The sequence below is a fragment of the Bradyrhizobium sp. SZCCHNS2022 genome (assembly GCF_032377575.1).
In the GTDB taxonomy this organism is placed as follows: Bacteria; Pseudomonadota; Alphaproteobacteria; order Rhizobiales; family Xanthobacteraceae; genus Bradyrhizobium; species Bradyrhizobium aeschynomenes.
In genome coordinates, this window is sequence record NZ_JAUHHZ010000001.1 from 2,889,213 (window position 1) to 2,914,251 (window position 25,039).

A 25,039-nucleotide genomic window follows, 5' to 3' on the forward strand; every position below is an offset into this window, starting at 1 on the left:
GCGACGGGGAGCGGATCAGGCCCGGCACAGCCGTGCGCCGGTGCGCCGTTCCACCCATGCGAGGTAGTCTTCCGACCGCGCCAACACCTGCGGCCGCGACAATCCGAACTGCTCGAGCGTATAGACATGCCTGAAGCGGCGGCTGATCGATCCCGCCTGCAGGTGCCGCCGCATGCGGCTCTCGAACGCCGCCGTAAAGTCGTAGCCGAACCTCGCGTAGATCGCGCGGACGGTCGAGATCGGGTCATTGGTCAGATCGTCGAACAGAATATCGACATGGCGCTCGGAACTCGCCGCCTCGTCGGCCCGCATCATCCCGGCCATCGACTGTTCGAACAGCTCCAGCATCCGCTGGCCGAGGTCGGCAAAATCGACGCGCGGCGTATAGGCGATCTGCAGCTGCGCGATCAGGCTGGCGAGGGCCGGAATGATCTGGCAGGGATCGCGGTGCAGCCGCACGATCCGCGCGTCGGGAAAGCTCTCGAACAGCACCGGGAGAAAGTGGGCATGGGCCAGCGATTTGCTGAGCCAGTGCCCGCCGCGATGAAACAACTGCAAGTGCTGAACCTGCCGTTTGTAGCCGGCACAGAGCACACCAAGGTCCGACCGGCTCAGGTCTCGAAACCATTGCCAATAGTCCGGCGACCGGAGTCCGAGGATCATGTGCTGCGGGCCATGCCACATCATGAGCTGGCACTCCTCGGGGGCGTCCAGAGCGAGCTCATGGATCTTGTGCAGATCCGGCATCACGGCGGCCCGGAACTCGGATTGCGCGCGCAGCCGGCCGATCCGCGGATCGCTCGCGTAGGTCTCGGGCCGCGGTGGCGGAGACGGCTCCTGCAGCTCCCACAGAAGCGGCGCCCGCGCCTGCGGATCGAGCGCCAGCAGGTGATGCAGGAACGTGCTTCCGGTGCGGCCGAAGCCGACGAGAAACAGCGGTCTTGCGACGGGCACGTCGGCGATCTCGGGGAAATCGGTCAGGTCCCGCGCGAACTGGACGTATCGTTCGATCCAGCCATAGATGTAGTGGCTGGCCATGTAGCGGCCGAGGTCGTCATAATGCGGGTCACGGCCGACGGCGTCCGCGAGGCGCCTGATCCCTTCGAGATGAAGTTCGCTGCCCGCGCCGAGCGGCACCGGACCGACGCGACCTTGCGCGAGGTCGAGCAACTGATCGACGTCCAGCAGTTTCCTGGTGCCGAGCTCGCGATCCAGCGAGAGCATCCGGGTGAGGAGCTGTACCGCCGTCGGCGAGCGCAGCCTGGGAGCGACGACGATGGCTTCGTCGGGCTCGCCCGTCCCGCGACGCATGGCATGCTTCCTCGTTTGTGGCCAAGGCGTTCATGCTAGCGAACGGGGTGTCCGATCACAACAAGGCCCGAACGCAAGGCGCCTGCAACCGGCCCAACGGCTACCGCGCGTGGTCACAACGGAAACTTGTAGAAACAAGACAAGGGCGCCACAGCGTTCAACTTAATCGGCGGAACTATCAGCGGTTGCTGGCGAGGATCCGCCGACCATGCCACGCAGATCAACTTCGAAAGGAGCGAAGGGTGCTGGTTCTGCGTCGGTTGGCTGTCATCGGTGTCTCTGGCCTGCTCGTTCTCGCCGTCGTCGGCCTCGTCATGTTGGCGACGGACAGGGATGCGGATCTGCCGCCATCATGCAGCCGGGGCTCCGCCGATGCGATCATGACCGGCTGCGCACCGGGCCAGCGCTCGTTGTGGTTCGAGGAGGTCATGACGTTTCAGCGGCCGGGCTGGACACCGGCGCGGTCCGACGAGGGCTCGGTCCCGGGCAAACCGGCAGGCGGAGCGCCGCACCCGCCGGATTAACCCGCTGTTCACCACGATCCCGGCCCGGCCGGAACGATGCAATTTGCATCAAATTGTCTGGTCAGGGAGACGGGACATGACCAGGATGCAGAATCTCGAAGACCAGATCGCGCGGGCCGAGCGGCTCGAGCGCAGCATCACCGATATGCTGACGATCGAACGGCTGCGCCAATTTGCGGCAGAGTGCCGCCGCGAGCGCGAGCGGCTGTCGCGGCAGCGCTGCGCGGCGTGACGAGCCGCCGCCCGCTGCTGCAGGCGTGTTTTCCGAAGCGGCGCCGATCGACCTGTGCCCTCAGGAGCAGGTCGTGACCATGTTGGTGCAGAGCTGCCGGGTCCAGCCGATCCCCTTCTTGACGCGGACCTTGGCGAACGTGCCGAAGCAGCCGAGCAGCTCGACGGCCTGATCGCCGCTCGCATGCGAGTCGAGCGTCGCGCTCGCGGTGGCATGGTCGCGGTAGATCACTGCACCGTTCTGCAGCCCGCTGGCCCCGACGACGCTCCGGTGCACGAAGCCGCGGCCCTGGAAAATGACCCGCTCCTTGTCCTGGTCGACATCGATCAGAACGGCGCGGTCGATCTCGAACCAGTCGTCATGCTGCGCGACGAGATGCACGACGATCCAGCCCTCGCTGGTGGGGTTCTTCAGCGCCGTGATCACGCTGCCGCCCGGGCTCGCGCGCACATTGGCGCCGTTCGGATCGCGGTCGGTGATGTCGACGTCGACGTTGCATGCTGCCCGCCCCGGCCCTTGGGCCGAAGCGACGACGGGGACCGCGAGCAGCACGGCGAGCAGCCAAACAATCATGCGCATCATCAAAGCATCCAATCCCGACCAGGATCCGAATTGGTCGCTGCCGCCGCGCCGAAGTTCAACGCCGCCGCCTGCACGCGGGCCGCAAGCGCGGAGACGAAGGCAGTCACCGCTGCCTTTGCTCCTCCCGGCCGAAAACCCGTCGTGACTGACCGGCCGTTCATTGCTATCATGGGTTGCTGACGTCCGATTGCCACCAATCTCATCCGCCGTGAGGCGAGCGTGTTGCGATCCATCTCATGGAGATCGCCGATGCTGCTGACCAGGTTTGCCGTCGCCGCCATTCTCGCGCTCATCGCCGTCTCCGCATGCCATGCGCAGGCCGCGGCCGAGTCGGAGGTTCCGGGAAGCGCGATCGTGAAGGACATCCCGCAACAGACGCGTGACGAATTCTATGCTAGGCGCCGCGACATCAGACGGCAGACCGCGCCGCGGGTTCTGTTCGTTCCGGGCATCCTCGGCTCCAAGATCGCCGAATGCCACGTGGACGGCACCCAGTGCCGGGACATCTGGGGAACGACCGGCGCGATTGCGCGAAGCGATGTCGATTTGAGCATGAAGACGGATCGCCGCTATCGGACAGACGTGGTCGAGACCCTGCTGTTCAGCAACATCTATGGCGGCATCGTCGACCATCTGCGTCTGAAGGCCAGCGCGATCGGCCCCGACGCCGCGGGCGATCCGCTCGTCAGCGTGTTCTCGTATGACTGGCGGCTCTCCAACGCCTACAATGCCACGCTGCTGCGCGACCGCATCTGCGACCTCAGAGCCGGCGCGGCCAAATCGCCGATCGTGATCATCGCCCACAGCATGGGCGGACTGATGACCAAGATCTGGGCCGCGCGCTATGGCAAGCAGCCCTGCAACAACGGCAGCCTCCCCGACGTATCGCAGATCGTGTTCGTTGCGACGCCGCATCTCGGATCACCGAAAGCCATCAAGGCCGTCGTCGACGGCTATAACATCCTGTTCGACGAGCTGACGGGCCTGAAGCGCTACCTCGGCTGGTGGGAACGCAACTATCTGCTCGATTCGATCAATGCAGCAGGCATCTCGTTCCCAAGCCTGTATGAGCTGCTGCCGATCCGCAGCAGCGAATACTGCCTGAAGCAAAAGCCGGCACTGAGCAAGGCGGGGGTGCCGGTCGAGAGCGACGACCAAAAGCCGGTCAACCTGTTCGACGTCGAGACGTGGCGCAAATACGATCTGCTGCAGCGGATCGGCCTGCCCGCGGTTCGAAAGAGCTATTACGACAACGAGCTCGCGCCGATGCTGAAGGGAGCCGAGCAAGTCCTGTGCGAGATCGCCGACTTCGACCCGTCCAGCATTGCCGACGTGTCCTATTTCTTTGGCCGGGAAAAGACGGATCGCACCTACGGCTGGTTCCACCTGCGCAGCGGCAAGACCGACCGGATCGACGACTCGAAGATCGTTCAGGGCGACGGCACCGTCCCGGTCTACAGCGCGCAGAGCATGTTGGTCAGCAGCACGCGCCAGACCATCGAGGTTCAGGAGGACCATACCAAGATCATCAGCAGCAAGCCGGTGCTCAGCATGATCGACGAGCTCTATATTTCGGCGGCGAAGCGCGCCGATCTTCAAACCGCGCGCGCGGAGACGGCCTATGCCTCGTTGCTGGCAGCGGAAACAGCCGCCACCCGATCCTGGATTCCGGTGTCCTCAGATCCCAAGAGCTGGTCGGGCAGCGACGACAAGCTCGCGATCGACATCAACAAGCGGGCTCTCGCTGCCGCGGGCAAAAAGCCATCGGACATCGCGGCGCTCGCCCGCACATCCTTGGATGCAGGAGAAAGGGCCCGGCTCTATTCGGTTGCCGCCGCCACGACGGCCGACAACAAGCAACAGCTGACCTGGATTGCCGACGCGGCCGGCTCATCCTACTCCGCCGGGCAATACCAGGACGCGATTCGCAGTTCGACATTCATCGCGGCCGCCGTGGAGACGGCCGTCCCGCAAAACGACCCCTCCAGGCTCGCGCTGCAGAAATCGGCGGCGGAAATCAAGGGATGGGCTTATCTGCGCAGCGGTGACATCGGCGAATTCAACAAGCTCGCTTCGTCCTATGCGGAGAAGTTCGCCATGGCCAAGGACGACTTCAAGGAGCCGGTGCAGAGGCAGAATTTCCTGGTTCAGTTCGCGACGTCGCCGGAAGGCAGCCCTCTGCTGGTCTACAATCCGGAGAGCGGAGGTGCTTCCGTCGCTTATGATCCTTCCAAGGCGTTTCGGCTCCAGTGGGACGGAATCCAGCAATAGATGTTGAGCCGGAGGGCCAGACGCGCGAGGACGTCCGCATCAACAGCCCCCCCCCCTCGCCAGTCGGGCAGAAAGCGTTCCGATGCGCGCACGTCCCTCCTCCCGCCTGCTCGTTCTCGATCCCCAGGATCGGCTGCTGTTGTTCAAGTTCGTGCATCTGGCCGGCGCGCTGGCGGGACAGCAGTTCTGGGCCACGCCTGGCGGCGGGCTCGATCCGGGCGAGAGCTACGAGGCCGCCGCCTGCCGCGAGATGTTCGAGGAGACGGGCATTCGCATCGATCATCCCGGACCGCAGATCGTGCAGCGAGCCGTCACCTTCACTTTGGTCGACGGCGAGCAGGTCAGCTCGGACGAACGCTACTTCCTCATCAGGGTCGCTCACGACGGCGTTTCGTCGACGCATTGGACCGAGTTGGAGCGCGCAGCCATCACTGCGCAGCGGTGGTGGCGGCGGGAGGAACTCGCAGCGACGTCCGACCAGGTCTTTCCCGAGGACATCACTGACATGCTGAGACGCGCGGACGTCTGGTGAGGCAATCGCCCCGTCAGAGCCGTCCGCCCGTCAGCGCGGCGGCGCGGGGCCGGCCAATATCGTCGATCGCGCTGGGCATCGGCGAGACCGGAAACACCGCGTTGATCTGCCCGGTGCCGGACGACGGGAAGAACGGCGTCACCACCTCGACGCCGCGATCGTAATGGTTCCAGCCGAGGGCGCCGAGCAGCATCGCGGTGTCGTGCATGAAGCCCTCGCCGTGGCCCTTGCTGGCGTATTCCGGCAGCATGTCGCAGAAGTCGGGCCATTCGCCCTGCTCCCACATCTGGATCACCTCGTGATCGAGCCGCTCCAGGAACGGGCTGAACATCTTGTCGCGATATTCGTCGGCCGTGCCGTTCTGGGCGAAGCGATGGCTCAGCGAGCCCGAGGCGAAGAACGCCACCGTGCCATCATAGTGATCCTCGACCGCGCGACGGAACGCCCAGCCGAGCTTGGCGCTGTCGGCAAGATAATGCGAGGTGCACAAAGCCGACACCGACACCACCTTGAAGTGGCGGTCGGGGTTCATGTAGCGCATCGGAACGAGTGTGCCGTATTCGAGCGCCAACGAAGTCGCGTCATGCGCCATGGTCGCCACGCCATGCGCGTTGGCGCCCTTGGCCAGGATATGGCCGAGCTCCGGGTTGCCGTCGTACTCGTAGGTCATGTTGGCGATGAAGTGCGGCAGCTCGTTCGAGGTATAGAGCCCCTCGAAATGCGGCGCGCAGTTGATGTGATAGCCGGCATTGACCAGCCAATGGGTATCGAACACGACGATGGTGTCGACGCCCGCCTCGCGGCAGCGCCGCCCGATCTCGAGATGACCGTCGATCGCCGACTGGCGCTTGCCCTTGGCCGGACCATCGAGCTCGCTGAGATACATCGACGGCACATGCGTGATCTTGGCCGCCAGTGCGAGCTTGCCCATCGTCTCGTCTCCCTTCCGATCGTTCACGGTCCGCTGTCGCGAACCGCTTGCTTGATGGACAGATTAGCCTTCCAGCCTCGCAAACAAAAGGGCCGCGAGCGCGGCCCTTCGTCGACGTCTAGCCCCTGCTGTCCCATGATCATGGGACAGCAGAACCAGGACATGCCGTCATGCCGCCTTGATGTCGATGGTCTTGGCGGCCTTCTGCACCTCCGGCTTCTTCGGCAGGGTCACCTTGAGCACACCCTGCTTGAACACCGCCTCGATCTTGTCGGTGTCGACGCCATCCGGGATCTGGAAAGACCGTTCGAACGAGCCGAAGCTGCGCTCGCGGACGTAATAGTCCTTCTTCTTCTCTTCCTTGTCTTCCTGCTTCTCGCCCTTGATCGAGAGCACGCCGCTCGCGACCTTCACCTCGACGTTCTTCTCGTCGAGCCCGGGCAATTCGGCCGTGACCTCGTAGGCGTTGTCGTGCTCGGCGACATCGACCGCCGGCGCCACGGCGAAGGAGCGTGCCCGCGCCAGGCTCGGCAAGGAATCGAACAGCGACGGGGTGCGCCAGACGCCGCCGTGGAAGTCCTCGAACACGCGATCGATCTCGCGGCGCAGGTTCTCGAACGGACGCCATCCCTGCAAGGACGGCGCATTTGCTTTCTCGGTGTTGACGGGCAGCTTGGTGGGTTCGGCCATGACTTCATCCTCCTGCTTCACGCGAGGATCGGCTCTTCAGCGGTACATGCGCAACCGGTGCGCTCGACGAGACCGGCCGGCATCCGCTCCCTCGCGCTTGACGGGAAGAATATACCGGGCACACCGCGGTTCCAGATTGATCGCGATCAAATCCTTGCGCAGCCGCTCAGCCCGCCTCACCCGCACTTCGTTGGACCCGCAGGCCCCGCAATCGTCCCCTCGATCCAGGCGTGCGCAGAGCTGAGGAAGCCCTTTGAAATGGTAAATCGGGCGTTAAACGAAGCGGCTTGCGCGACGCTTTAGCACAGGCAACAGAAAGCGTTATACCACAATGCGTTACGCCACTTTGAGAAGGCATGCTCCCAACGTCGCGAGGCATGTCCGGACCGCACGGACGGGGGCCGGTGCGCCGACAAATGTGAGCCGTTTAACAAATTCTCCAGTCCCTCCGGCGAAGGTGTCCGCTCAACAATTCACCACAGGTTTCATGACCGTGACATCCTTCGGACGTGTGATCTCGGTGCGAGGCTCCCAGGCCCGCGTCGGCATTCTGTCGACAAAGCAGATGACCGTCTCCGATATCCGCGCGACAGTCGGCCGTTTCATCAGCATTCGCTGCCCGAGCGCCACGATCATCGCGATCATCACCGAGGTCACCAGCGAGGACCTGTCAAAGGCTCACGACTACGTCGCGACGGCGTCCGTGGACCTGCTCGGCGAAATCCTCGGCCCCGCCGAGCGGCCCAAGTTCCAGCGCGGCGTGACCCACTATCCGACCATCGGCGACGCCGTCGAGATGATCACCAGCCAGGAGCTGCGCACGATCTACACGCCGACGGCTGGCGACCACATCGACATCGGGGCGTTGCAGCAGGACACCTCCGTGCGTGCCTGCGTCAATGTCGAGGAGATGCTGTCGAAGCACTTCGCTGTGCTCGGTTCGACCGGCGTCGGCAAATCGACCGGCGTGTCGCTGCTACTCAACGAGATCCTGAAAGCGCGGCCGAACCTGCGCATCTTCCTGCTCGACGTCCACAACGAATATGGCCGCTGCTTCGGCGAGAAGGCGCTGGTGCTCAACCCGCGCAATCTGAAGCTGCCGTTCTGGCTGTTTAATTTCGAGGAAATCGTCGACGTCCTGTTCGGCGGCCGGCCCGGCGTGCCCGAAGAACTCGACATTCTCGCCGAGGTCATCCCGCTGGCGAAGGGCATCTACACCCAGTATCAGAACACGGACCGTATCGGCCTCAAGCGCATCGATCCCAAGACCGTCGGCTATACGGTCGACACCCCGGTGCCCTATCGCCTCGTCGACCTGATCAACCTGATCGACGAGCGCATGGGCAAGCTGGAAAACCGCTCCTCGCGCATCATCTACCACAAGCTGATCTCGCGCATCGAGACCGTGCGCAACGACCCGCGCTACGCGTTCATGTTCGACAACGCCAATGTCGGCGGCGACACCATGGCCGAGGTCATCAGCCACCTGTTCCGCCTGCCCGCCAACGGCCGTCCGATGACCGTGATGCAGCTCGCCGGCTTCCCGGCCGAGGTGGTCGATTCCGTCGTCTCGGTGGTCTGCCGCATGGCATTCGATTTCGGCTTGTGGAGCGACGGCGTGTCGCCGCTTTTGTTCGTCTGCGAGGAAGCGCACCGCTACGCCTCCGCCGACCGCTCGATCGGCTTCGGCCCGACCCGCAAGGCGATCTCCCGCATCGCCAAGGAAGGCCGCAAATACGGTGTCTATCTCGGCCTGATCACCCAGCGGCCAGCCGAGCTCGACGCCACCATCATCTCCCAGTGCAACACGCTGTTCACGATGCGCCTCGCCAACGAACGCGACCAGTCGCTGTTGCGCTCCGCCGTCTCGGATGCGGCCGCCAACCTGCTGTCGTTCGTGCCGTCGCTCGGCACCCGCGAGGTGCTGGCCTTCGGTGAAGGCGTCGCGCTGCCGACCCGGCTGCGCTTCAAGGAGGTGCCGCTGCATCAATTGCCGCGCAGCGAGGCGACGATCGCCACCGTCCGTTCGGTTAATGCCGGGCACGACATGCATTTCGTCAGCGCCGTGCTGGAACGCTGGCGGGGGGCGACCTCGAGCCGGGATGCAGCGAACGGCGACGGCGGCATGAGCAGCGCCGGCGATCGCGCCGGCCTGTCGGCCTCGCTGGATGCGCCGATGCTGCAGCCGTCCATGGGTCTCGACCCCGACCGCTTCTCGCTGTTGAAGAAGCCGCTGCGCTGAGCAGGCGGCGGATTGCAGGGTGATTGCGCGCTCGCCGTGATCGACTATGGTCCGGCATCTGACACGCAAGCCGGATCCCCTTGCCATGACCCAGCCCGCCATCAGCCGCTTCCCCGTCCCCGCAATCGATGCGCTGCCGGATGATATCCGCACGCGGCTGCTGGCAGTGCAGGAGAAGAGCGGCTTCGTGCCCAACGTGTTCCTGACCCTGGCGCATCGGCCCGACGAGTTCCGTGCCTTCTTCGCCTATCACGACGCGCTGATGGAGAAGGATGGCGGGCTGACCAAGGCCGAGCGCGAGATGATCGTGGTGGCGACCTCGAGCGCGAACCAGTGCCAGTATTGCGTGATCGCGCATGGCGCGATCCTGCGCATCCGCGCCAAAAATCCCCTGATCGCCGACCAGATCGCGATCAACTACCGAAAGGCCGACATCACCCCGCGCCAGCGCGCCATGCTCGACTTCGCGATGAAGGTCGCGCTGGAGGCGCAGACCGTCGGCGATGCCGATTTCCAGGCGCTGGCCGGCCACGGCTTCAGCGACGACGACGTCTGGGACATCGCCGCGATCGCGGCGTTCTTCGCGCTGTCGAACCGGATGGCCAACGTCACGGGCATGCGCCCGAATGACGAGTTCTATCTGATGGGCCGGCTGCCGAAGGCGAAGTGAGGCGATCAGTCGTCGGACGCTGGTCCGCACCAGCCGGGCAGATAGACGGCGTCCCGGCTCTTGGCCAGCGCCAGCGCGTGCTCCATGGCGGCGGCAAACCGATCCTCGACCGTCTTGCGCTTGACCTTGCGGCGCAGGAAATCGGCCCACAGGAACTCGCTGAACGGCGTGGTGTCCTTGGCAAAGCCGCCGGCGCGGCGCAGCTCGCCGGCCAGGCTGCGAAACGGATCGTCCTTCAGATCCGCCACCGTCTTCGGCAGATCCTTGAAGCTCCGCCGCTCGCCCCTGGCGTCGTACGGATAGACCCAGCGCTTGTTGTCCATCACGTTCCAGAAGCCGTCGGGATCGACCATCGAGAGATCGCCGATCACGGTGACCAGCACGTCCTTGACGCCCTCGTCGTGGAGCGCACGCGCGAGGTGGTGGTGGTCCACCACGTAGTGCCGCTTGTCCGGACCGAGCACGACCGGGATCATGTGCTTGCCGAGCAGCTCGGCCTGCTTCTTCTTGGATTTGTGCTCGCGCCAGCGCTCGCGCTTGTCCTTCACCTCGCGCATCCCGACCGTCAGCTGCGTCGGGCGCAGCGACAGGATCGGCACGGGGTGCAGCAGCGGCTCGCGGATATTGGCCATGCATGAGCTCCGATGGAATCTGCAGACACGTCCGGCGACATCAGCACCGGTTTGCGGGTTCCATCGTTACCGCAAATGCCGCGGACACGACACACCCGCAGGGCGAGACGCTCCTCTGATGCAGCTCAACTCCTGCAAAGTTTCTTTGTGAGAGGCTGCGCCTGCGTGCTAAGAAAGCACATCGGAGTCGAGGCATGAAGACCCAGCGCCCCATGGCCGCGGAGGAAGAGCATCGCGTGGTGCCGTTCCGGCCCCGCAATGGTCCGGCGCGGCGCGTTACCGAGGCCGGCAGTGCGAACGTGAATCCGCCGGTGCCGCTGCCTCGCCGCGAGCCGGCCCAGCTCGACCTGTCCCGCTACGAGCAGACGCGCGAGGAGCCGGATGACTTCCGCCACCGCATCCTGGCCAACATCGCCGCGATCGCCTTCACCGTCGCGCTGACCGCCATTGGCATCTGGCTGGCAATGAGCATCGCCGATCTTCGCAAAACCCAGGACTGCCTGCTGACCGGCCGGCGCGACTGCGCCCGCATCATCACCGAGACCTACACGCCCTGAGCCTCTCGCCAACGCGGCCGAGCCGCCGTCGCGACACATCACAATCCCGCCACAACCGCCGTCCCCGGCTCCATTGAACTCACCGCGGCGCTCCGATATACGGGCACACGACTCCTGGGCGACGGGGGTAAAAGGGCTCGCATCAGACGCCCCCGGGGGCGCGGTGCTCCTCGTTGCCTTATCCGGATTAGCTCCAATATATCAAAGGCTTAGTGATGTCCTCAACATTCGATCAGGTCGCCACGATCATCGCTGAAACCTGCGACATCCCGCGCGACACGATCACGCCGGATAGCCACGCCATCGACGATCTGGGCATCGACAGCCTCGATTTCCTCGACATCGCGTTCGCGATCGACAAGGCCTTCGGGATCAAGCTGCCGCTCGAGAAGTGGACGCAGGAAGTCAACGACGGCAAAGCCAGCACCGAGCAGTATTTCGTGCTGAAGAATCTGTGCGCCCGCATCGACGAGCTGGTCGCCGCCAAGGGCGCCTGAGCGCCCGCCATGCAGATCGAATACTTCAAGCTCATCGACCGGATTCTCGACCTCAAGGTGGACGAGAAGACGATCACCGTCGAAGCGACGGTTCCCACGCAGAGCACGATCTTCGAGGGGCATTTTCCGGGGCATCCGATCATGCCCGGCGTGCTTCTGATCGAGTCGATGGCACAAACCTCGGGCTGGCTGCTGCTGGCGCTGATGAAGTTCGAGCGCATGCCGTTCCTCGCCGCAGTCAAGGAAGCCAAGATGCGCGGCTTCGTGACGCCGGGCGAGGTGCTGACGGTGGAGGCTCACGTGATCCACGAAGGGTCCGGCTACGCCATGACCGAAGCGAAGGTGAAGGTCGACGGCAAGCTGCGCTCCAACGCGAGCCTCACCTTCAGCCACGTCCCCTTCCCCAATCCGGAATTGCGCGGACACATGGACGCCGAAGCCAAGCGCATCGGCTTTCCGCAACAGGCGCTGCAGCGATGAGTGAGACGACAGCCGTGACCAACGAGCCCGTGGAAGTCTGGATCACCGGCATTGGTCTTGCGACCTCGCTCGGCGAAGGCCTCGATGCGAACTGGGAAGCCCTCAACTCCGGCCAGATGAACGTCGATGAGCAGGGCTTCGCGCCCTACATCGTGCATCCCTGGGCGAAGGTGAATCTGGAAGCGCAGATCCCCAAGAAGGAACAGCGCCAGATGGAGGCGTGGCAGCGCATCGGCACCTACGCCGCGGGCCTCGCGCTGGATTCAGCCGGCCTCAAGGGCAACAAGGACATCCTGTCCCGGATGGACATGATCGTGGCCGCCGGCGGCGGCGAGCGCGACATCTCCGTCGACACCGCCATTCTCAACGCCGAAGCGCAGGGCAATTGCACGCCCGGTTTCCTGAACGACCGGCTGATGAGCGATCTGCGCCCCACGCTGTTCCTGGCGCAGCTGTCGAACCTGCTCGCCGGCAACATCGCGATCTCGCACGGCGTCTGCGGTACCTCGCGCACCTTCATGGGCGAGGAGGTCGCGGGCGTCGACGCGTTCAAGATCGCGCTGGCGCGCATCGCCGGCGGCCAGAGCGACATCGCACTGGTCGGAGGCTCGCACAATGGCGAGCGCAAGGACCTGCTCGTGCTCTACGAGTTCGGCGACTACAATCTGAAGAACGAATTCAAGCCGGTCTGGGCCCGCAAGGACCATCCGGGGTTTGCGCTCGGATCCGCCGGCGCCTTCCTGGTGCTGGAATCCAAGCCGCATGCCGAGGCCCGCGGCGCCAAGCCGCTGGCGCGGCTGAGCAAGGTCGTGGCCGACCGCGCCCGCCGCAAGGAGGCTGGCGCCGTGACCGGAACGCTCGACCGGCTGTGGTCGGCGCTTGACGTTCGGGAAGCGCCGGGCGCCATCATCACCGGCGCCACCGGGGCCGAGCCCGTGACCTCGGAGGAACGCGCGTTCCTCGACCACCACAAATCGTTCGCGGTCAGGTCGAGCGGGACCCGCTTCGGTCATTCGATGGAAGCGCAATTCGCCCTCGGCCTGGCGCTCGCGGCGCTCTCGATCTCGCGGGGAGCGCTGTTCGCTCCGGGCGATTCGTCGGGCATCGAAACCGACATGAAGGAGGCTCCGACCCAAATCGTCGTGGTCGGCGCCGGCCATTACCGCGGCGAAGGCATGGCCTTGGTCGAAGCAGTCAAGTGAACGCGGCACGGCCGACCGAGACGCGACGGGGAACATCATGAGTGCACGCGACAAGTTTGGACGCCCCATCGTGGTCGTGACCGGGATGGGCATCGTCACCTCGCTCGGGGCGGGCAAGTCGGACAATTGGAAAAAGCTCGTTGCCGGCGAGTCCGGCATCCGCACCATCACGCGCTTCCCGATCGACGGCTTGAAGACGACGATGGCCGGCACGGTCGACTTCGTGCCCGTCGCGCCGTTCACGTCAACGGGCCTGTCCGAGCGGCTCGGTCACATGGCCGTCGAGGAAGCCATCGCGCAGGCCGGCATCGGCTCCAAGGGCGACTTCCCCGGCCCGCTGTTTCTTGCCGTCGCGCCGGTCGAGATCGAATGGCCGCAGCGCCTGGAGCTCGCCCATGAGGTGGGCGGCACGCAGTTCACCTATGACGACCTTCTGAAGGTCTGCGGCGGCGGCAAGTTCGTCAACTATCATCATCGCTTCCTGTTCGGCTCGGTGGCGGATTCGCTGTCCGATACGTTCGGCACCAAGGGCTCGCCGATCTCGCTGTCGACCGCCTGCGCCTCCGGCGCCACCGCGATCCAGCTTGGCGTCGAAGCCATCCGGCGCGGCGAGACCGACGTGGCGCTGTGCGCGGCCACCGAAGGCTCGGTCAATCCGGAAGGCCTCGTGCGCTTCTCGCTGCTGTCGGCGCTGTCGACGCAGAACGATCCGCCGCAGGCCGCGTCCAAGCCGTTCTCCAAGAATCGCGATGGCTTCGTGATGGCCGAAGGCGCCGGCGCGCTGGTGCTGGAGAGCTATGATGCGGCCGTGGCGCGTGGCGCGAAAATCCTCGGCGTCGTCGCCGGCTGCGGCGAGCTGACGGACTCGTTCCACCGCACCCGCTCCTCGCCGGACGGCAAGCCGATCATCGGCTGCATCCGCAAGGCGCTGGCCGATGCCGGCATGGCGCCGGAACAGATCGATCACATCAACGCCCACGGCACCGCGACGCCCGAGAACGACAAGATGGAATATGTCGGCGTCTCCGCCGTGTTCGGCGAGCACACCGGCAGGATTCCGGTGTCGTCGAACAAGTCGATGGTCGGCCACACCATCTCGGCGGCCGGCGCGGTCGAGGCGATCATCTCGCTGCTCACGCTCGAGCATCAGCTGATCCCGCCGACCATCAACTACGACATTCCGGATCCCGCGATCCTGTTCGACGTCGTCGGCAACAAGGCGCGCGAGGCGCGCGTCACCACCGTGATGTCGAACTCGTTCGGCTTCGGCGGCCAGAACGCCTCGCTGATCCTGACCCGCGAACCGGCCTGATCCGCCTGTCGTATCGATGAGTCTCATTCCCCTCCGGACCAAGCTCGTCATCCGCCAGAAGGTGAAGTCGTTCGGGTCCTCGGCCGTCGGCGCGCTGACGGTCGGCATGCTCAAGACGACGCGCTATTTCGATCCGCAGAAGACCGCTGACCGCTTCGCACGCATCGCGCAGTGGATCGGCCCGAAGCTTCGCGAGCAGCGCATCGGCCGCGACAATCTCACCAAGGCTTTCCCGGAAAAGTCGCCCGAGGAGATCGAGCAGATCCTCGCCGGCGTGTGGGACAATCTCGGCCGTGTCGGCGCCGAGTTCGCCCATCTCGACAAGATCTGGGATTTCGACGAGGAGCATCCCGAGCGCAGCCGCATCGAGCTGTCGCCGCGCACCCATGAGCTGTTCCATCAGCTCCGTCTCGACGGCAAGCCCGCCCTGATCTTCGCCAGCCACCTCGCCAATTGGGAGATGCCGGCGCTCGCCGCCGTCGCCCACAAGCTCGATACCGCGATCCTCTACCGCCGCCCCAACATCGCTGCCGCCGACCGCATCATCCAGGAGATGCGGCAGGTCAAGATGGGCACGCTGATCCCGGCTGGCCGCGACGCACCGCTGCGGCTGGCCGAGGCTCTGAAGGCCGGCCAGCACGTCGCGATGCTGGTCGATCAGTACCTGACCGGCGGCGTCGAGGTGACGTTCTTCGGCCGCAAGACCCGCGCCAACCCGATGCTGGCGCGCCTGCTGCGTCAGGTCGAATGCCCCGTGCACGGCGTGCGCATCATCCGCCTCCCCGGCAACCGCTTCCGCGCCGAGCTGTCGGAGGAAGTGAAGCCGGTGCGCGATGCCAATGGCAAGATCGACATCCAGGGCACAACGCAGGCGGTGACGAACGTCGTCGAGAGCTGGGTGCGCGAATATCCGGAGCAGTGGCTCTGGCTCCACCGGCGCTGGCGGTAATCGCTTCGCGCAGCCAAATTCCACCGCAAGGAAGGCAGCCGATAGCATCGCCCTTCGCCGACAGGCCCTCCGAAGAAAACTCTTACTTCATGTAGCAACGCTCGCTACCTTGGAGCCCTAATCCGACAGCTGTTCGGAAGCTCCAGGGAGAACGACGCGAATGTTTTCGCACATCATGATCGGCACCAACGACCTCGACAAGGCCAAGGCCTTCTACGACAAGCTCTTGGGCACGCTCGGCGTGCGTCCGGCCAAGGTCGACGGCCACCGCATCTTCTACATTACCCCGACCGGCATCTTCTCGGTCTCCAAGCCGATCAACGGGCAGCCCGCGACGCCGGCCAATGGCGGCACCATCGGCTATGCCTGCAGTTCAACCGAACAAGTCGATGCCTGGCACGCAGCTGGCCTCGAAGCCGGCGCCACGACGTGCGAGGATCCGCCCGGCGTACGCCAGGGATCGACCGGCAAGCTGTATCTCGCGTATCTGCGCGATCTCGACGGCAACAAGCTGTGTGCGATGCACCGGCTGGCGTGATCTCGCCGCCGTCATTGCGAGGAGCAACGCGACGAAGCAATCCAGAGTCGCGGTCTCCGCCCTGGATTGCTTCGCTTCGCTCGCAATGACGATAGTGACGACTACCGCCCCGTCTTCACCTTGGTCCACAGCCGGTTGATCACGCGCTGCGTCGCCGGCTCGCGGGCGGTGATGACGAAGAGCTTCTTCAAGGTTGCGTCATCAGGATAGATGTTCTTGTCGCCCAGGATCTTCGGATCGATCAGCTTCTGGCTCGCCAGATTGCCATTGGCGTAGGACAGGAAGTCCGAGTTCTTGGCCGCGACCTCGGGCCGGTACAGATAGTTGATCAGCGCGTACGCCTCGGGCACGTGCTGGGCATCGGCGGGAATCGCAAAATTGTCGAAGAACATCTGCGCACCCTCTTTCGGGATCGCGTAGCCGATCTCGATGCCGTTCTTGGCCTCCTCTGCACGGCTCCTGGCCTGCATGATGTCGCCGGACCAGCCGACGACGAGGCAGATTTCGCCGGTGGCGAGCGCGCTCAGATATTCCGACGAATGAAACTTCCGCACGGAGGACGCGACCTTGCCGACCACCTCGGCCGCCTTTTCCAGATCCGCCTGCTTGGTCGAGTTCGGATCGAGGCCGAGATAGTTCAGCGCCGCCGGAAAGATGTCGTCGGCGGAATCCAGCATGTGGACGCCGCAATCCTTGAACTTGGCCAGGTTCTCCGGCTTGAACACCATATCCCAGCTGTCGATCCGCGCGCCCGGCCCAAGGATCTTCTCGATCGTCTTGACATTGTAGCCGATGCCGGTCGTGCCCCACATGTAGTTGGCGGCGAATTGATTGCCGGAATCGTAGATCGCGAGGCGGTCGGTCACCACAGGCCAGGCATTGGCGAGGTTCGGCAACTTCGACTTGTCGAGCGGCTGGAAGATCCTGGCCTTGATCTGGCGCTGCAGGAAATACGCGGTCGGTACTACGACGTCGTAGCCGGACTTGCCGGCAAGCAACCGCGTCTCCAGGGTCTCGTTGGCATCGAAGGTGTCGTAGACGACCTTGATGCCGGTCTCCTTGGTGAAGGCGTCCAGGACGCCGGGCGCCATGTAGTTCGACCAGTTGTAGAAGTTCACGACGCGATCTTCGGCCGCGGCGGCCGACACCGAAAGCATCAGTGCTGCAACCGCCAGCGCCGAACGAATGCAGCCGCGCGTCATCGATCTCGCCTCCTAGCGCCGGTGGATCGCGTCGGACAGCCGCTCCAGCGCCGTGTCCAGGGTTGCATCCCTCTTCGCGAAGCAAAACCGCACCACCGAGGTCACCGCATCCTTCTCGTAGAACGCCGATACCGGAATGGCCGCCACCTTGTAGTCGTGAACGATGCGCCGGCAGAACTGCTCGTCGGTCTCATTGAGGCCGAGCGGCGACAGGTCGACCGTGAGGAAGTAGGTCCCCTGCGCCTTCAGCACGGGAAAGCCGAGGCTTTCCAGTCCCGCCGTCAGGCGGTCACGGCTCCTGGACAGCTCGGCGCGCATGTTGACGAAATAGTCGTCGGACTTGCCGAGTCCGTAGGCCACCGCGACCTGGAGATTCGGCGCGGTGGTGAAGGTCAGGAACTGGTGCACCTTGGCGGCGACGCGCAGCAGCTGCGGCGCGGCGCAGACGAAGCCGATCTTCCACCCCGTGAGCGAGAAGATCTTGCCGGCCGAGCCGACCTTGATGGTACGGTCGCGCATGCCGGGGATGGTGATCAGCGGGATGTGCTCGCGGCCGTCGAACACCACGTGCTCCCAGACCTCGTCGCAGATCGCGACGGCATCGAACTCCTGGCAGAAGCGCGCCAGCAGCTCGAGATCCTCGCGCGGATACACCACGGCGGCAGGGTTGAGCGGATTGTTGAACAGCACCGCCTTGGTCTTCGGCGAGAACGCGGAGCGCAGCATCTCCTCCGACAACCGCCAATGCGGCGGCTCGAGCCGGACGAGACGCGGAATGCCGCCAGCCTGGCGGATGATCGGCAGGTATGAATCGTAGACCGGTTGGAAGCAGATCACCTCGTCGCCGGGCTCGACCACCGACAGGATCGCCGAGGTCAGCGCCTCGGTGCCGCCCGAGGTGACCATGACCTCGCTCATCGGATCGAGATCGAGCTTGTGCCAGTGCTTGTAGTGCGCAGCGATCGCCTGGCGCAGCTCCGGCAAGCCCATCATCGAGGGATACTGATTGTAGCCGTTCAGCACGGCGTCGGCGGCGGCGCGGCGGATGTCCTCCGGCCCAGGGTCGTCAGGAAAGCCCTGCCCCAGATTGATCGCGTTGTTGTCGCGCGCGAGCTGCGACATCTGTTCGAAAATGGTGACGGGTAGGTCGGCGAAGACCTTGTTCTGCGAGATCATGATCGCGCGTCAGCCGCCGGTCTTGCTTGGCAGACCGGCCGCCTTCCAGCCGAGCATCCCGCCCTGCAGGTGCTTGTCGTAGGGCAGCCCCGCGGCCTGCGCGGCGAGTGAGGCGGTCACCGAGCGCTTGCCCGAGCGGCAGGCGAACACGACGTCCTTGCCCTGCGGATCTGGGATGAGCTTCGGGTCGAAGGCCGACAGGGGAACGACGACACCGTCGGGATAGGCTTCCGCAGCAACTTCGTTCGGCTCGCGCACGTCGACGAGAAGAATTCGCCCTTCGGCGATCCCCTTGGCCACGTCCTGCGGGGTCAAATCGTGCACAACAGCCACGCCCATCCTCCAAGCCTTCGAGGGAGCCGCACCCGGCTCCGAACAGGCGCCAAACTCACCCCAGACGCAGCGAAAATCAAGCGCTTCGGCTGCACGCCCTGCTCGTACCCGGCCGTTCCAGCCAGCCGACCTGCGCTCAGATCGTGACCTGCGTGCCGACCTCGACCACGCGACCGCTCGGGATCTGGAAATAGTCGGTGGCGTCGTTGGCGGAGCGGCTCATGGAGATGAACAGGTGATCCTGCCAGCGCGGCATGCCGGAATGCGCCGCCGGCTTGAGCGCGCGCCGCGACAGGAAGAACGACGTCGACATGATATCGAACTGCCAGCCGAGCTTACGCGCGATCGCCAGCGCCCGCGGCACGTTGGGCGATTCCATGAAGCCGAAGCGCAACGTCACCTTGGAGAAGGTCGGGCTGATCTGCTCCAGCCGCACGCGCTCCGAGGGATCGATGCGCGGCGTCGGCGCGGTCTCGATCGTCAGGATCACGTTCTTCTCGTGCAGCACCTTGTAGTGCTTGAGGCTGTGCATCAGCGCCGTCGGCGCGCTCAGGGGATCAGAGGTCAGGAACACGGCCGTGCCGGGCACGCGCTGCGGCGGCCGCTTCTCGAGCATGGCCACGAGGTCGTCGAGCGGGAACTCCAGCTTGCGCGACTTGTCGAACAGCAGACGGCTTCCCCGTCGCCACGTGTACATCAGCGTCATGACGAAGCCGCCCAGCGCCAGCGGCACCCAGCCGCCTTCGAGCACCTTCAGCAGGTTGGCCGACAGGAAGGTCAGGTCCAGGAACAGGAACGGCGCGATCAGCGCCCCTGCGGCGAGCGGTGACCACCTCCAGACTTTCCAGATCACGACGAAGCCCATCATGGCCGTCACGACCATGGTGCCGGTCACCGAGATGCCATAGGCCGAGGCCAGCGCGCTGGAAGACTTGAAGAGGAGCACCAGCAGCACCACCGAGACCAGCAGCAGCTTGTTGATGCGGGGAATATAGATCTGGCCGGAATGCGCCTCCGAGGTGTGACGGATCTCGAAGCGCGGCAGCAGACCGAGCTGGATCGCCTGCCGGGTCAGCGAATAGGCGCCGGTGATGACGGCCTGACTGGCGATCACCGTCGCCGCCGTGGCCAGCGCCACCATCGGGATCAGCGCCCAGTCCGGGAACATCAGGAAGAACGGATTCTCGATCGCCTTGGCGTCGGCGATCACCAGGGCGCCCTGCCCCAGATAATTCAGCGCCAGCGACGGCAGCACGATGAACAGCCAGGCGGTCTGAATCGGCCGTTTGCCGAAATGGCCGAGATCGGCATAGAGCGCCTCGGCGCCGGTGACGGCCAGGAACACCGCGCCAAGCGTGATGAAGCCGATGATGCCGTGATGCAGCATGAAGGTCACGGCGTTCAGCGGGTTGACCGCCCACAGCACCTCGGGATGACGTAGGATCGGCGGGATCGCCGCGATCGCGATCACCAGGAACCAGATCAGCATGATCGGTCCGAAGAATGCAGCCACCTTGGCCGTGCCCCGCACCTGAACGGCAAACAGCGCGACCAGAATCACGATCGTGAGCGGCACCACGTAGGGATCGAACGCCGCCGTGACGAGCTTGATGCCTTCGATCGCCGATAAGACGGATAAGGCTGGGGTGATCACTGCGTCGCCGTAGAACAGCGCGCCGCTGATGATGCCGAGCAGAACGATGACACTGGCGCCCCGCGTGACGCCGCGCTGGGCCAGCGCCATCAGCGCTAAGGTCCCACCCTCGCCATTGTTGTCAGCCCGCAGCAGGATGACGACGTATTTCAGCGTCACGACGACGACGAGAGCCCACAGGATCAGCGAGAGCACGCCCATCACGGCATGCGGCGCGGGATCGCCGCTGCTGCTGGCTGCCGCGACCGCCTCGCGGAGCGCGTAGAGCGGGCTGGTACCGATGTCACCATAGACCACACCGATGCTGCCCAGGGTGAGTGCAGTGAAGCTGGCCGTGGAGTGGGCCTCGCCATGTCCGTTGGCCGCCGGCGCTTCCGGGGGCGTGGCGACGACGTCAGCTGTCATTGGGGTAGCCCCCTCGAGGACTTGTTGAATGCTTCACTGCACAAACCGGCAGAGCGCGCGGCTTATAGCGACAAGGCTTGGCGACGGACTGGACGAGATTGCGGGTCAGCCATGCAATGCAGCATACATCGGTGACCAGGAGCACGAAAGGTTCTCAGATCGTTACCTGAGTACCAACCTCAACAACCCGGCCGGTCGGAATCTGGAAGTAGTCCGTCGCATCATTGGCCGACCGGCTCAACCCGATAAACAGGTGATCCTGCCAGGCGGGCATGCCGGACTGAGACGACGGCTTCAGCGACCGTCGCGACACAAAGAACGACGTCGACATGATGTCGAACTGCCAGCCGAGCTTGCGCGCCACGGCGAGGGCCCGAGGCACGTTTGGCGATTCCATGAAGCCGAAGCGCAGCCGCACCTTGGAGAACTTCTCGCTGATCTTCTCCATGCGCACGCGCTCCGCCACATCGACCCGGGGCGTCTGCGCGGTCTCGATGGTCAGGATCACGTTGTGCTCATGCAGCACCTTGTTGTGCTTGAGATTGTGCAAAAGAGCGGTCGGCACCGAGGTCGGATCGCTGGTCAGAAACACCGCGGTGCCCTTGACGATATGCGGCGGCCGCTTCTCGAGGCTGGCGACCAGATCGTCCAGCGGGACTTCGATCTTGCGCGTCTTCAGCATCAGGATCGCCGAGCCACGCCGCCAGGTCCAGATCGTCACGACCATCGCCGCGCCGAACAGCAGCGGCACCCAGGCGCCCTCAAGCAGCTTCAGGAGGTTGGCAGCGAAGAAGCTCATGTCGACGATGACGAACGGCGCAATGACCGCCGCGGCCACCGCGGCGCGCAAGTTCCAGAGCTTCCAGATCACCACGAAGCCCATGATGCCGTCGGCCACCATGGTGGTGGACACCGCGATGCCGTAGGCGGAGGCGAGATTGCTGGACGTCCGGAACAGCAGCACCAGCAGCATGACGCCGATCAGCAGCAGCCGGTTGACGCGCGGCAGATAGATCTGCCCGGCATGGCTCTCGGAGGTGTAGCGCACTTCGAAACGCGGCAGCAGCCCGAGCTGCACCGCCTGGCTGACCAGCGAGTACGCACCGGTGATGACGGCTTGGCTCGCGATGACGGTCGCGGCGGTCGCCAGCACCACGAGCGGCAACAGCAGGAGCTCAGGCACCATCCGATAGAACGAGTTCTCGATCGCGGCCGGGTCGGACAGCACCAGCGCGCCCTGCCCGAAATAGTTGATCAACAGCGCGGGCAGTACGAAGAACAGCCACGCCGACTGGATCGGCTTGCGGCCGAAATGTCCGAGATCGGCATAAAGCGCCTCACCGCCGGTAACGGCAAGAAACACCGCGCCGAGCGTGACCAGACCGACGGTGCCGTGTGACAGCAGGAACTGCACTGCGTAATAGGGATTGATGGCGGCGAGGACGGAGGGATCGTCACTGATGTGCACGAGTCCCATGACCGCGAGGCATGCGAACCACGTGACCATGACCGGGCCGAAGGCGGAGGCCACCCGTGCCGTCCCCTTGCTCTGCACCGCGAACAGCACGACCAGGATCATCACGGTCAGCGGCACGACGTAATGCTCGAGCGCGGGCGCCGCGAGCTTGAGGCCTTCGACCGCCGAGAGCACCGAGATCGCCGGCGTGATCATCGAATCGCCAATGAACATCGAGGCGCCGATGACGCCGAGCGCCATCAGGAACATGCTGCGCCGGCCCAGAGCCCGCTGGCCGAGCGCCATCAGCGACAGCGTCCCGCCCTCGCCGTTATTGTCGGCCCGCAACAGCAGCAGCACGTATTTGGCCGTGACCACGATGAACAGCGACCAGAGAATCAGGGAGAGCACGCCGAGCACGATCATCCGGGACACTGGCTGTCCCTGAGCAGCACCGTGCGCGGCCTCGCGGAAGGCGTACAGGGGCGAGGTGCCGATGTCGCCGAACACGACGCCGATGCTGCCGAGCGTCAGCCCCCAGAACCCCGATGGGGTGGCGGTTTCCTGTCCTTCGGTCGATGTAGCCGTGGCCGTCATGTCGCTTGGAACGCATCTTCCCGTTTAGCCCGGCGCGTGTGGACGCAGACCGGCCGCAGGTCAAGTCTCTACCATATCAGACCGTGCTTCCCGGCCTCCAGGCGAGCTGTCTTGCACAGAATGTCTGGTATCGCGCCGCAGCGAGTTCCCGGGCAGCGAGGGTTTTCCGCAGCGGATGTCGGATCAATCGCCCGTAAATCAAGGGCTTGCCGGTGCTGTTGAATGCCGTTCGCAAACAGCTGTGCGGCAATGTGATGCGGCCAGAGCCGGTGCGGCTACGGCTTCAAGTCCGGCGGCAATGGCGGATCTTCCCGCATCAGGGTGATCGTGACGCGGCGGTTCGCGGACAGCGAAGGGTCGTCCGGAAACAGCGGCTGAGTATCCGCTTTGCCGGACACCGCGAAGATGTGGCTCGCCGGCAGGCCTTCCCGCTCCAGGATTTGGCGCACGGCGTTGGCGCGGTCCGCCGACAGGTCGAAACCACCGTAATCGCTGCGGGCCGGAACGAAGCCGGCGGCGGTATGCCCGGTGATCTGAACCCGGAGCGGCGTCGCCTTGAGCGGCGCCGCCAGCTTCTCGATGAGCCGCCGGGTGCGGTCATAGGGCACCTTCGAACCGTCGGCGAACATCGAGCGGCCGTCCTGGTCGACGATCTCGAGGTTGAGCCCCTGCTTGGTCTCCTCGAACATGATGTGCTTGGAGATCTCGGTCATCTCCGGCATGTCCTGCAACGCCTGGCGCAGCGAGGCTGAGGCCAGCGCGAATTGGCGATCGATCTTCAGCTTGGCGCCATTGGTGTGCTGGCGCTCCTCCTGCTCCGGGCTCGGCTCGCGCGCGGTCTCCTCAGGCGAGATGTGGGCGGCGTTCTTGAGCTTCGGCCGGGTCGGCAGGCCGTCGGATTCGACGATGCCGGAATAGCGCGACTCCGACTGCACGCCGAAGGCGTCGCGCATCGAGCCGGCGACGACCTTCAGCTTGTTGTTGTCCATGGTGGAGAATGCGACAAGCATGACGAAGAAGGCGAGCAGCAGCCCCATCAGGTCGGCGAAGGTCACGAACCAGCCGTGACCGCCGCCATGCGCATCGCCCCGTTTCTTCTTGGCCATCTCTCAACCCGCCCCAGATCCCCTTGAGTCCCCGCCGGTCAGGCCGGCACGGGCTCGCCCTCGGCATGGCGGTGCTTCTCCGGCAGATAGGCCAGCAGCATTTCGCGCACCAAGGCCGGGCTCTTGGAATCGCGGATCATCAGGATGCCGTCGATGATCAGGGTCCGATTGGTCTCCTCGTCGAGCAGCTTGCCGTGCAGCTTGTCGGCGATCGGCAGACAGATGAGATTGGCGACGAGCGCGCCATACAGCGTCGCGAGCAGCGCGGTCGCCATGAACGGGCCGAGCTTCGAGGGGTCGGTCATGTTGGCGAACATCTGCACCATGCCGATCAGCGTGCCGATCATGCCGAAGGCCGGCGCGCAGTCGCCGATCGCGCGGTAGATCTTGCTGCCCTCGTCGAGATGCATCAGGAAGTTGTCGCGGTCGCGCTCGAGATTGTCGCGGATGAATTCGAGGTCGTAGCCGTCGGCCACGTAGCGAATGCCCTTGGCGAGGAACGGCTCGTCGGTCTCGACCTTCTCGAGGCCGACCGGTCCCTGCTTGCGAGCGATCTCGGCGATGCGGGCGAGCTCGTCGACCAGCTCGCGGGCCGACAGGCGGCTCATCGTGAACGCGAACTTGATGCCGAGCGGCATGCCGTGCAGCATGGCCCCGAGCGGGAAGCGGATCATGGTGGCGGCGGTCGAGCCGCCGAAGATGATGATCGCAGCGTGGTCGCTGACGAACATCCCGAAGTCACCGCCCAGCAGCATCATGACGGCGATGACGATCATGCCAAACACGAGCCCTGCGCCCGTCATGATATCCATGAGCTTACTCCACCCGCGTACGCGAACCACCGGCCGTCCTGGACGGGCGCGGCGGCCCTGCCCCACGCGCGCTCCACACTAGATGCGCGCAATTAAGGACGAGTTACCGAATTTGGTAGGCATAATGAGACGTAAACGGAAGCCGA

25 protein-coding genes are annotated in these 25,039 nt (G+C 64.8%); 12 read left to right on the top strand and 13 right to left on the bottom strand.

The window, feature by feature from the left end; genetic code table 11:
* Positions 1-15 precede the first annotated feature (15 nt).
* Entirely contained in the window at positions 16-1,311 is a 1,296-nt protein-coding gene (locus QXZ94_RS12830) for a sulfotransferase (protein WP_315720711.1), read from the bottom strand.
* A gap of 600 nt (positions 1,312-1,911) precedes the next feature.
* Here QXZ94_RS12830 and QXZ94_RS12835 point away from each other — a divergent pair.
* A complete protein-coding gene (locus QXZ94_RS12835; RefSeq protein WP_315720712.1) occupies positions 1,912-2,067 on the top strand; it encodes a hypothetical protein in 156 nt (51 codons plus the stop codon).
* Positions 2,068-2,127: 60 nt separating this feature from the next.
* Here QXZ94_RS12835 and QXZ94_RS12840 read toward each other — a convergent pair whose 3' ends face one another.
* Complete coding sequence (locus QXZ94_RS12840; protein WP_315720713.1) at positions 2,128-2,646, bottom strand: hypothetical protein; 519 nt, start codon at positions 2,644-2,646, stop codon at positions 2,128-2,130.
* A gap of 2 nt (positions 2,647-2,648) precedes the next feature.
* The gene (locus QXZ94_RS12845; RefSeq protein WP_315720714.1) at positions 2,649-2,930 is read right to left on the bottom strand and encodes a hypothetical protein; all 282 of its coding nucleotides are present in this window, start codon (positions 2,928-2,930) and stop codon (positions 2,649-2,651) included.
* Here QXZ94_RS12845 and QXZ94_RS12850 point away from each other — a divergent pair.
* Both QXZ94_RS12850 and QXZ94_RS12855 read left to right on the top strand, forming a co-directional pair.
* On the top strand, positions 2,899-4,920 hold the full coding sequence (locus QXZ94_RS12850) for a lipase/acyltransferase domain-containing protein (protein WP_315720715.1): 2,022 nt from the start codon (positions 2,899-2,901) through the stop codon (positions 4,918-4,920). The two genes, QXZ94_RS12845 and QXZ94_RS12850, sit on opposite strands and share 32 nt — an antisense overlap.
* Before the next feature lie 82 nt (positions 4,921-5,002).
* Entirely contained in the window at positions 5,003-5,452 is a 450-nt protein-coding gene (locus tag QXZ94_RS12855) for an NUDIX hydrolase (RefSeq protein WP_315720716.1), read from the top strand.
* A 13-nt stretch (positions 5,453-5,465) separates the two neighbouring features.
* Here the strand turns inward: QXZ94_RS12855 and hpaD are convergent, their stop codons facing one another.
* Positions 5,466-6,383, bottom strand: coding sequence for a 3,4-dihydroxyphenylacetate 2,3-dioxygenase (hpaD, locus tag QXZ94_RS12860; RefSeq protein ID WP_315720717.1), 918 nt, complete (start codon positions 6,381-6,383; stop codon positions 5,466-5,468).
* Between the two features lie 168 nt (positions 6,384-6,551).
* The gene (locus tag QXZ94_RS12865) at positions 6,552-7,073 is read right to left on the bottom strand and encodes an Hsp20/alpha crystallin family protein (protein ID WP_315720718.1); all 522 of its coding nucleotides are present in this window, start codon (positions 7,071-7,073) and stop codon (positions 6,552-6,554) included.
* A 487-nt stretch (positions 7,074-7,560) separates the two neighbouring features.
* On the opposite strand from QXZ94_RS12865, the gene QXZ94_RS12870 reads away from it, so the two are divergent.
* Together QXZ94_RS12870 and QXZ94_RS12875 are read left to right on the top strand one after the other, a co-directional pair.
* Positions 7,561-9,315, top strand: a complete 1,755-nt coding sequence (locus tag QXZ94_RS12870; protein ID WP_315720719.1) for an ATP-binding protein — start codon at positions 7,561-7,563, stop codon at positions 9,313-9,315.
* An 85-nt stretch (positions 9,316-9,400) separates the two neighbouring features.
* Positions 9,401-9,985: a peroxidase-related enzyme gene (locus QXZ94_RS12875; RefSeq protein WP_315720720.1), complete on the top strand. Its 585-nt coding sequence runs from the start codon at positions 9,401-9,403 to the stop codon at positions 9,983-9,985.
* 5 nt (positions 9,986-9,990) lie between these two features.
* On the opposite strand, the gene QXZ94_RS12880 is transcribed toward QXZ94_RS12875, so the two are convergent.
* Complete coding sequence (locus QXZ94_RS12880) at positions 9,991-10,617, bottom strand: ParB-like protein (protein ID WP_315720721.1); 627 nt, start codon at positions 10,615-10,617, stop codon at positions 9,991-9,993.
* 194 nt (positions 10,618-10,811) lie between these two features.
* Between QXZ94_RS12880 and QXZ94_RS12885 the strand changes: the two genes are divergently transcribed.
* From QXZ94_RS12885 to QXZ94_RS12915, 7 genes are all read left to right on the top strand, one after another.
* The gene (locus QXZ94_RS12885; RefSeq protein WP_315720722.1) at positions 10,812-11,174 is read left to right on the top strand and encodes a hypothetical protein; all 363 of its coding nucleotides are present in this window, start codon (positions 10,812-10,814) and stop codon (positions 11,172-11,174) included.
* A 215-nt stretch (positions 11,175-11,389) separates the two neighbouring features.
* On the top strand, positions 11,390-11,671 hold the full coding sequence (locus tag QXZ94_RS12890) for an acyl carrier protein (protein ID WP_006609130.1): 282 nt from the start codon (positions 11,390-11,392) through the stop codon (positions 11,669-11,671).
* A 9-nt stretch (positions 11,672-11,680) separates the two neighbouring features.
* Positions 11,681-12,151: a 3-hydroxyacyl-ACP dehydratase FabZ family protein gene (locus tag QXZ94_RS12895; RefSeq protein ID WP_172113458.1), complete on the top strand. Its 471-nt coding sequence runs from the start codon at positions 11,681-11,683 to the stop codon at positions 12,149-12,151.
* Positions 12,148-13,353, top strand: coding sequence for a beta-ketoacyl-ACP synthase (locus QXZ94_RS12900; RefSeq protein ID WP_315720723.1), 1,206 nt, complete (start codon positions 12,148-12,150; stop codon positions 13,351-13,353). Before QXZ94_RS12895 ends, QXZ94_RS12900 begins: the two co-directional genes overlap by 4 nt.
* A 37-nt stretch (positions 13,354-13,390) precedes the next feature.
* Complete coding sequence (locus QXZ94_RS12905) at positions 13,391-14,665, top strand: beta-ketoacyl-ACP synthase (RefSeq protein WP_409998744.1); 1,275 nt, start codon at positions 13,391-13,393, stop codon at positions 14,663-14,665.
* 16 nt (positions 14,666-14,681) lie between these two features.
* Positions 14,682-15,614, top strand: coding sequence for a lipid A biosynthesis lauroyl acyltransferase (locus QXZ94_RS12910; protein WP_315720724.1), 933 nt, complete (start codon positions 14,682-14,684; stop codon positions 15,612-15,614).
* Positions 15,615-15,774: 160 nt separating this feature from the next.
* Positions 15,775-16,152: a VOC family protein gene (locus QXZ94_RS12915; protein WP_315720725.1), complete on the top strand. Its 378-nt coding sequence runs from the start codon at positions 15,775-15,777 to the stop codon at positions 16,150-16,152.
* Positions 16,153-16,253: 101 nt separating this feature from the next.
* On the opposite strand, the gene QXZ94_RS12920 is transcribed toward QXZ94_RS12915, so the two are convergent.
* From QXZ94_RS12920 to QXZ94_RS12950, 7 genes are all read right to left on the bottom strand, one after another.
* Positions 16,254-17,354 (bottom strand): polyamine ABC transporter substrate-binding protein, encoded by a 1,101-nt coding sequence (locus tag QXZ94_RS12920; protein WP_315720726.1) that lies wholly within the window; start codon positions 17,352-17,354, stop codon positions 16,254-16,256.
* Between the two features lie 12 nt (positions 17,355-17,366).
* The gene (locus tag QXZ94_RS12925; RefSeq protein WP_315720727.1) at positions 17,367-18,530 is read right to left on the bottom strand and encodes an aminotransferase; all 1,164 of its coding nucleotides are present in this window, start codon (positions 18,528-18,530) and stop codon (positions 17,367-17,369) included.
* Positions 18,531-18,539: 9 nt separating this feature from the next.
* Entirely contained in the window at positions 18,540-18,869 is a 330-nt protein-coding gene (locus tag QXZ94_RS12930; RefSeq protein ID WP_315720728.1) for a rhodanese-like domain-containing protein, read from the bottom strand.
* A gap of 130 nt (positions 18,870-18,999) precedes the next feature.
* Positions 19,000-20,922, bottom strand: a complete 1,923-nt coding sequence (locus QXZ94_RS12935; protein WP_315720729.1) for a potassium transporter Kup — start codon at positions 20,920-20,922, stop codon at positions 19,000-19,002.
* Positions 20,923-21,076: 154 nt separating this feature from the next.
* The gene (locus QXZ94_RS12940; RefSeq protein WP_315720730.1) at positions 21,077-22,975 is read right to left on the bottom strand and encodes a potassium transporter Kup; all 1,899 of its coding nucleotides are present in this window, start codon (positions 22,973-22,975) and stop codon (positions 21,077-21,079) included.
* Positions 22,976-23,250: 275 nt separating this feature from the next.
* Positions 23,251-24,081, bottom strand: coding sequence for a flagellar motor protein MotB (locus QXZ94_RS12945; protein ID WP_315720731.1), 831 nt, complete (start codon positions 24,079-24,081; stop codon positions 23,251-23,253).
* 38 nt (positions 24,082-24,119) lie between these two features.
* Positions 24,120-24,893 carry a motility protein A gene (locus QXZ94_RS12950; RefSeq protein WP_172113449.1) on the bottom strand — a complete coding sequence of 258 codons (774 nt, stop codon included), beginning with the start codon at positions 24,891-24,893 and terminating at the stop codon, positions 24,120-24,122.
* Positions 24,894-25,039: the final 146 nt, after the last annotated feature.